Here is a 6,125-nt window from a genome sequence, read left to right on the forward strand (position 1 = left end):
AGGCCATAGGCACTAGGAGGGAGTGTGACGGAAAATCAAAAGGAACCTCCCCCTAGCCCCCTCGAAGAGGGGGAATGTAATGACGGAAAAAATAATGAAACCACACCCTTTACACATACCCAGCAGTGATTGGCTACCTCAATGAGGGGGAATGTGGCGAATCATTTATTGGGTAAGCCCCCGAACCCCCGAAGGGGGACAAGCTGGAAAAAGGTGACAAACTTCCCTCTTTACACATACACAGCTGTCGCTGGCTATCTTCAAAGGAGAAATGTGGCAACCAAAGGGAAGCTATCGGGGGGGTCGAGAGGCTCAAAAGAGGAGAACCAAAGACAAAGAGAGCTATATTAACTTTGGCAAAGTTTTAAACTTTGCCAAAGTATAGTGATAACAAACATCTCTATAACTCGCTTTAAATGGGGAATGTAGTAATAGGGGAAAAAGAGGAATGTAGAGACGAAAATAGTTGTTTGGTGGGGAGAACTCGTAGGACGAGGTTCGGATAGAGGGGGCTTGTGAGAAGATGTTATGCGGTTAGCATTTTGGTGCATTGGGCGATGCGTTCCTCTAAGGAGCCTTTTAGGATATGGTATTGTATGCCGTGAGCGTTCAGATGTTGCTCAAAAAAAGCAAATACGCTCTCGCGCTCGTGGGGTTTATCGCGGAGGTCGTCGGGTTGCCAAGGGACATCTACATAAGTGAGAAAAAGGGTGTGGTAATGATGTGTGAGGGCTGCGCGCTCTATTTGTGGGTTGCATTTGCCATAGTAGAGGTAAGAATAGACCATTAGTTCGAGCAGACAGGTGTCGCAGAACAAATATTCATTGGCTTGCTGGATACGTTTGTTTTCGAGCAAAACTTGTCCGTGAGCGATGGGAAGGAGGTCGTCCCACGTGCAGGTGAGATGCTGAGTATCCCACTTGTGTTGTAGGTAAGTGCGCATATACTCCTCAGCCCATACGGTTTGGAACTGCTGGGCAAGGGTACGACTAAGAGTGGTTTTGCCGGTGCACTCAGGACCTACAAAGGCGATACGCTTTATCGGGCTGTCTCGTTGCGCAAGTGTTGTTTCCATTCTCTATAGCCCATAATGGCAATAATGGTGAATAAAAAGTACTGAAAGGAGGTGAATAGCATTCCTTTTTTAAGGTAGAGGGGTACTGAAATGAGGTCGCCGAGAATCCAAAAGACCCAGTTTTCTACTTTGCGTTTTGCCATTAGCCACATTCCTATCAAGAAAATGGAGGTGGTAAAGACATCGACATATTCGGTAGGGAGGAAGTTGTGGAATCCTAAGGAGATTCCCTGCATAGAAAAGTTGTTTTTGATGTAAGGTTTCAGGTAGTATACCGCAGTGACAAAAACCAAGCTAAAAACACCTAAAAGAGTGCAGATTTGCCAATCGCGACGGGTGGTAACGGAAATAGTAATCACATTGTCTTGGGCGTTCTTTGCCCATAGTATCCACCCGTAGATACTCATCGCTGTATAATAGGCATTGATAAGCATATCGCCCCACAGCACGTAGTGCCATAGCAGGTATACAAATAATACCGTGCTGATGATACCCGTAGGGTATACCCATATATTTCCTTTTTTAGCCAGCCAAACACTGAGGAACCCAAAGAACACACCTATGATTTCTAAAACCACTAAATGGGTAGGGACTCCTTGATACTGACTAAAAAACCAATTGAAAAACGCTTCCATATCAGATATTCAGTTACGCTTGCTCGTTGGCTTTACTTAGAAGAAAGGTTTATACTCGTGGCGGTCGGACTTTACGATTTTCACGTACATCAGTCCGCGTTCTACTAAGTCGAGGGCTTCTTCTATCTCGGTGGTGAGAACATTCATCACTTGGGTATATTCGCCATAGACTTGGGTACTGAGAGGGTTTTCTTGTACGATGAGCCCAGAGGCGCGCAGTTTCTTGATAAAGTGAATGATAGGACGCTCGTAATCGTCTTGTAACGGGCTAAAAGTAAGTTCAACAGATACTTTCATAATGGTGAATGATTAATTATTAAAGGTTAATTTATATTCGGGACAAAAGTACAAATAAAATGGGAAATTACAATTATTTTACTACCTTTGCGCAAAAATATGTATCTCTTTCAGCCAAAAGAGTAACCCTCTTTTTACCTATATTGAGTGAAGATAAAATGAACTAAAAACACCTTTCGAAGAGGGAATTAGCGAATTTAAGAGGGAGTATGCTTGATGTTTTTGGCTTAATGGAGGATAAATTATTTAATGAATGAAAAAACGGCTTTTCCTACTCGATGCTTATGCCCTTATTTTTAGGGGTTATTACGCTTTTATCAAGAACCCGCGTATCAACTCCAAAGGGTTGAACACGTCGGCTATTTTGGGCTTTATGAACTCTCTTTTAGAAGTAATTAAAAAAGAGAAGCCCGACCACCTTGCTGTGGCTTTCGACAAGGGAGGAAGTGTGGAGCGCACTGAACTCTTTGCCGACTATAAAGCCAATCGGGAGGAAACGCCCGAAGCCATTCGGTTAGCAATCCCGTATATTCACGAAATCTTGAAAGCCTTGCATATTCCTATCATCGAAAAAGAGGGTTATGAGGCTGACGATATCATCGGGACACTCTCTAAACAAGCTGAAAAGCAGAACTACCAAGTGTATATGGTAACGCCCGATAAGGACTATGCACAACTTGTGAGTGATAATATCTTTATATACCGACCTTCGCGCGGAGGTAACGATGTGGAGATTTGGGGCGTAAAAGAAGTACAAGAGAAATTTGAGGTACAAAATCCTTTGCAGGTAATAGACTTCCTCGGAATGATGGGTGATGCGGTAGACAATATACCGGGGCTCCCAGGAGTAGGCGAGAAGACCGCTAAAAAGCTACTTGCCGACTTTGGCTCTATGGAAAACCTTCTCGCCCATACTGACCAGCTGAAAGGCAAACTGCGCGAGAATATTGAGAGCAACAAGGAAAAAGGAATCCTCTCTAAACAGTTGGCTACCATTATGCTGGACGTGCCTGTAACATTTGATGAAGAAGACTTTGCGATGTCCGAACCCGATTTTGAAGCGGTAGGGAGGATATTTGAAGAGTTAGAATTTCGTCAGTTATTACAGAACTTTCTCAGAACGTATCAGCCCCAGATGCCAACAACACCCCCGCCACTTACAGGGAATAAGCCCACAGAGGGGCAGTTAAGTCTCTTTACACAGGGCGACCTATTTGCACAACCGCAGGTAATGAGCGACAAGAAGAACAGCACTAATACACCTCACTTCTACCAATTAGCTGATACCCCAATGGCGCAACAACTGCTCTTGCAGAATTTATTGCAACAAACCGAAGTGTGTTTTGATACCGAAACGACCAGTGTAAACGCCCTGGAAGCCGAATTGGTAGGGATTTCCTTCTGCTGGTCGGCTCACAAAGGTTATTACGTACCTTTCCCTACTGATAAGGCAGAAGCAACAAAACTACTTGAAACCTTCCGTCCGTTCTTTGAAAATGAGCGTATTGGTAAGGTAGGTCAGAATTTGAAATACGACCTTAAAGTATTGCAAAACTACAACATTGAGGTGCGAGGTGCACTCTTCGATACGATGATAGCCCACTATCTGCTGAATCCAGATATGCGCCACAATATGGATATCCTCAGTGAAACCTATTTGAACTATACCCCTATTGCTATTGAGAGTTTGATAGGTAAAGGTAAGGCACAACGCTCTATGCGTACCGTTCCACTCGACCAAGTGAAGGAATACGCCGTGGAAGATGCTGATGTTACGTGGCAACTCAAAAACGTATTTAAGGAGGAAATGCCCAAAGTGAACGCCGAGAAAATCTATACTGATTTGGAAGCGCCTTTGATAAAAGTGTTAGCCGCTATGGAACGCGAAGGAGTGAACCTCGATGTGCCTTTCTTAAAAGAATACGCTAAGACCTTAGATGCCGATATTGCACAACTCGAAGCCACTATAGCCGAGCAGGCAGGGGAAAATTTCAATTTGGCATCGCCGAAACAGTTAGGTGATATTCTTTTTGAAAAACTGAAAATTGACAGCAAACCTAAGAAGACAAAAACAGGTCAGTATGCTACTTCCGAAGAAGTATTAGCCCCCTTTGCTTCTAAGCATAAGATAGTAGCCGATATACTTGAATGGAGACAAGTACAGAAGCTGAAATCTACTTATGTAGATGCCTTGCCTTTGGAGGTGGACAAACTCACCGGTCGTGTACACACTACCTATATGCAAACGGTAGCTGCGACGGGTAGATTGAGCAGTAATAATCCTAACTTGCAGAATATTCCTATCCGCACTCCTCGCGGTCAGCAGGTGCGCAAGGCGTTCATCGCACGCAATCCTGATTATGTGCTTCTCTCTGCCGACTATTCGCAAATAGAGCTTCGCATCATCGCTGCCCTCAGCGAAGAACATAATATGATTGACTCATTCCTCCGCAATGAGGATATTCACCGTTCCACAGCTGCCAAAGTGTTCCACGTGCCTTTGGAAGAGGTAACTCGCGAACAGCGCAGTCACGCCAAGACAGTGAACTTCGGGATTATCTATGGTGTATCGGCATTTGGGCTCTCGGCTCAAACCAATTTGAGTCGTTCAGAGAGCAAGGAATTGATAGACACTTATTACGCTACGTATCCCAACCTGCGAAACTATATCAGTAAGCAAATACAATTTGCTCAAGAACACGGCTATGTAGAGACCGTATTGGGAAGGCGTCGCTATCTACCCGATATTCATTCTCGTAACCAAGTAGTGCGCGGAGCAGCTGAGCGCAACGCTGTGAATGCTCCGATACAGGGTTCGGCTGCGGATATCATCAAAATTGCGATGATACGCATACAGCACGAGTTGATTCGCCAACAACTTCAAACCCGTATGCTCTTGCAGGTGCACGATGAGTTAGTGTTTGATGTACCTAAAACAGAGCTCAATATTGTTAAGCCTCTCATTAAAGAGGCGATGGAGAGCGCTTTTAACCTTGCAGTTCCCCTTGTGGCAGACTTAGGGGTAGGGGATAACTGGCTCGATGCACACTAGAATTAGGTAAAAGGTAAGAGGTAAAAGGTAAAGCCAGCGAGGGCTCACAGCTGGGTATGTGAATAAAAGGTAAAAGATGAGGCGACACAGACTTTGGCGAAATTTGTGGCTCAAAGGTGTCATTTCCTTGTTAATTGTCAATGTAAATTATGTACAAGATATTTCCTAAAAAACGCTATCAAAAAACTTTGAGTATTCTCAAACAATATGTCCCTCAGGGAAGCACTATCCTCGATGTGGGGGTTGAGAATCCTTTTTCGGCAGTAATGCAACAAGAAGGCTATACTGTGCTTAACACTACGGGGCAGGATTTGGATTTTGAATCACACACCCTACAAACCTTTAAGGCTGATTTTACAGTGGCTTTGGAAATTTTAGAGCACTTGGTAAACCCTTTGGCAGTTTTGCAGAATCTCCCTACTAAAAGGGTACTCATTACTGTGCCGTTGCGCCTTTGGTTTGCCAAAGCCTACCGCAATACGTCTGACCCTCGCGACTGTCATTATCACGAGTTTGAAGATTGGCAATTGGATATGCTGGTAGAGAAAGCGGGCTTTCGTATTATTTATAGAGAGAAATGGGCACACCCTGTAAAGAAGTTAGGTTTACGTCCGCTATTGCGGTATTTTACGAATAGATATTATGCCGTGGTTGCAGAGAGAAAATAATAGTTCAATCTGCCTTCGGGAGAGAAATTAAACAAATTGCAACAAATCAAACAAGTTGTAGCAAGCTACCTGAAAGTCTCTCACAGATCTCACGGATTACACGGATTTAGCACAGATGATTCTTTTGTAAAACATCATTGTTCCACAGATTGGTTCAGCTTTAGCTAAGGAATTTCACAGAACAGTAATGAAAACGCAATTGTAAATCAATATTGTATATATCGAACTGATGTTAAATTATATTAGGATTGAACCGGCTTTTTAATAGGAATTAGAGAATTTCGGAGAGACTCAGAAATGCGAGGTCGTAGTACGACAGACAGTGTACAATTAACTTTGGCAAAGGTGCGAGCCACACAGGCATCCGTAGCACGGCAGGCGAGGAAAAATTAGCAAAT

5 protein-coding genes are annotated in these 6,125 nt (G+C 43.8%); 2 read left to right on the plus strand and 3 right to left on the minus strand.

Going from position 1 to position 6,125, the window contains the following annotated elements:
- Positions 1-526 precede the first annotated feature (526 nt).
- The 3 genes from HMPREF9078_RS02170 to HMPREF9078_RS02180 are packed head-to-tail and all read right to left on the minus strand — an operon-like array spanning position 527 to position 2,007.
- On the minus strand, positions 527-1,075 hold the full coding sequence (locus HMPREF9078_RS02170) for an AAA family ATPase (protein ID WP_009419091.1): 549 nt from the start codon (positions 1,073-1,075) through the stop codon (positions 527-529).
- On the minus strand, positions 1,039-1,710 hold the full coding sequence (gene pnuC, locus HMPREF9078_RS02175) for a nicotinamide riboside transporter PnuC (protein WP_009419092.1): 672 nt from the start codon (positions 1,708-1,710) through the stop codon (positions 1,039-1,041). The genes HMPREF9078_RS02170 and pnuC overlap by 37 nt, the downstream gene beginning before the upstream one ends.
- A 36-nt stretch (positions 1,711-1,746) precedes the next feature.
- On the minus strand, positions 1,747-2,007 hold the full coding sequence (locus tag HMPREF9078_RS02180) for a thiamine-binding protein (RefSeq protein WP_002674885.1): 261 nt from the start codon (positions 2,005-2,007) through the stop codon (positions 1,747-1,749).
- A 253-nt stretch (positions 2,008-2,260) separates the two neighbouring features.
- On the opposite strand from HMPREF9078_RS02180, the gene polA reads away from it, so the two are divergent.
- Both polA and HMPREF9078_RS02190 read left to right on the plus strand, forming a co-directional pair.
- Complete coding sequence (polA, locus tag HMPREF9078_RS02185) at positions 2,261-5,059, plus strand: DNA polymerase I (protein WP_009419093.1); 2,799 nt, start codon at positions 2,261-2,263, stop codon at positions 5,057-5,059.
- Between the two features lie 149 nt (positions 5,060-5,208).
- On the plus strand, positions 5,209-5,727 hold the full coding sequence (locus HMPREF9078_RS02190) for a bifunctional 2-polyprenyl-6-hydroxyphenol methylase/3-demethylubiquinol 3-O-methyltransferase UbiG (protein WP_009419094.1): 519 nt from the start codon (positions 5,209-5,211) through the stop codon (positions 5,725-5,727).
- Positions 5,728-6,125: the final 398 nt, after the last annotated feature.

The sequence above is a fragment of the Capnocytophaga sp. oral taxon 380 str. F0488 genome, from assembly GCF_000318255.2.
Taxonomy (GTDB): domain Bacteria; phylum Bacteroidota; class Bacteroidia; order Flavobacteriales; family Flavobacteriaceae; genus Capnocytophaga; species Capnocytophaga ochracea.

Coding starts and splice junctions, on each gene's coding strand:
- HMPREF9078_RS02190 (WP_009419094.1), top strand. CDS start 5,209: ATGTACAAGATATTTCCTAAAAAACGCTATCAAAAAACTTTGAGTATT.
- HMPREF9078_RS02180 (WP_002674885.1), bottom strand. CDS start 2,007: ATGAAAGTATCTGTTGAACTTACTTTTAGCCCGTTACAAGACGATTAC.
- HMPREF9078_RS02170 (WP_009419091.1), bottom strand. CDS start 1,075: ATGGAAACAACACTTGCGCAACGAGACAGCCCGATAAAGCGTATCGCC.
- polA (WP_009419093.1), top strand. CDS start 2,261: ATGAAAAAACGGCTTTTCCTACTCGATGCTTATGCCCTTATTTTTAGG.
- pnuC (WP_009419092.1), bottom strand. CDS start 1,710: ATGGAAGCGTTTTTCAATTGGTTTTTTAGTCAGTATCAAGGAGTCCCT.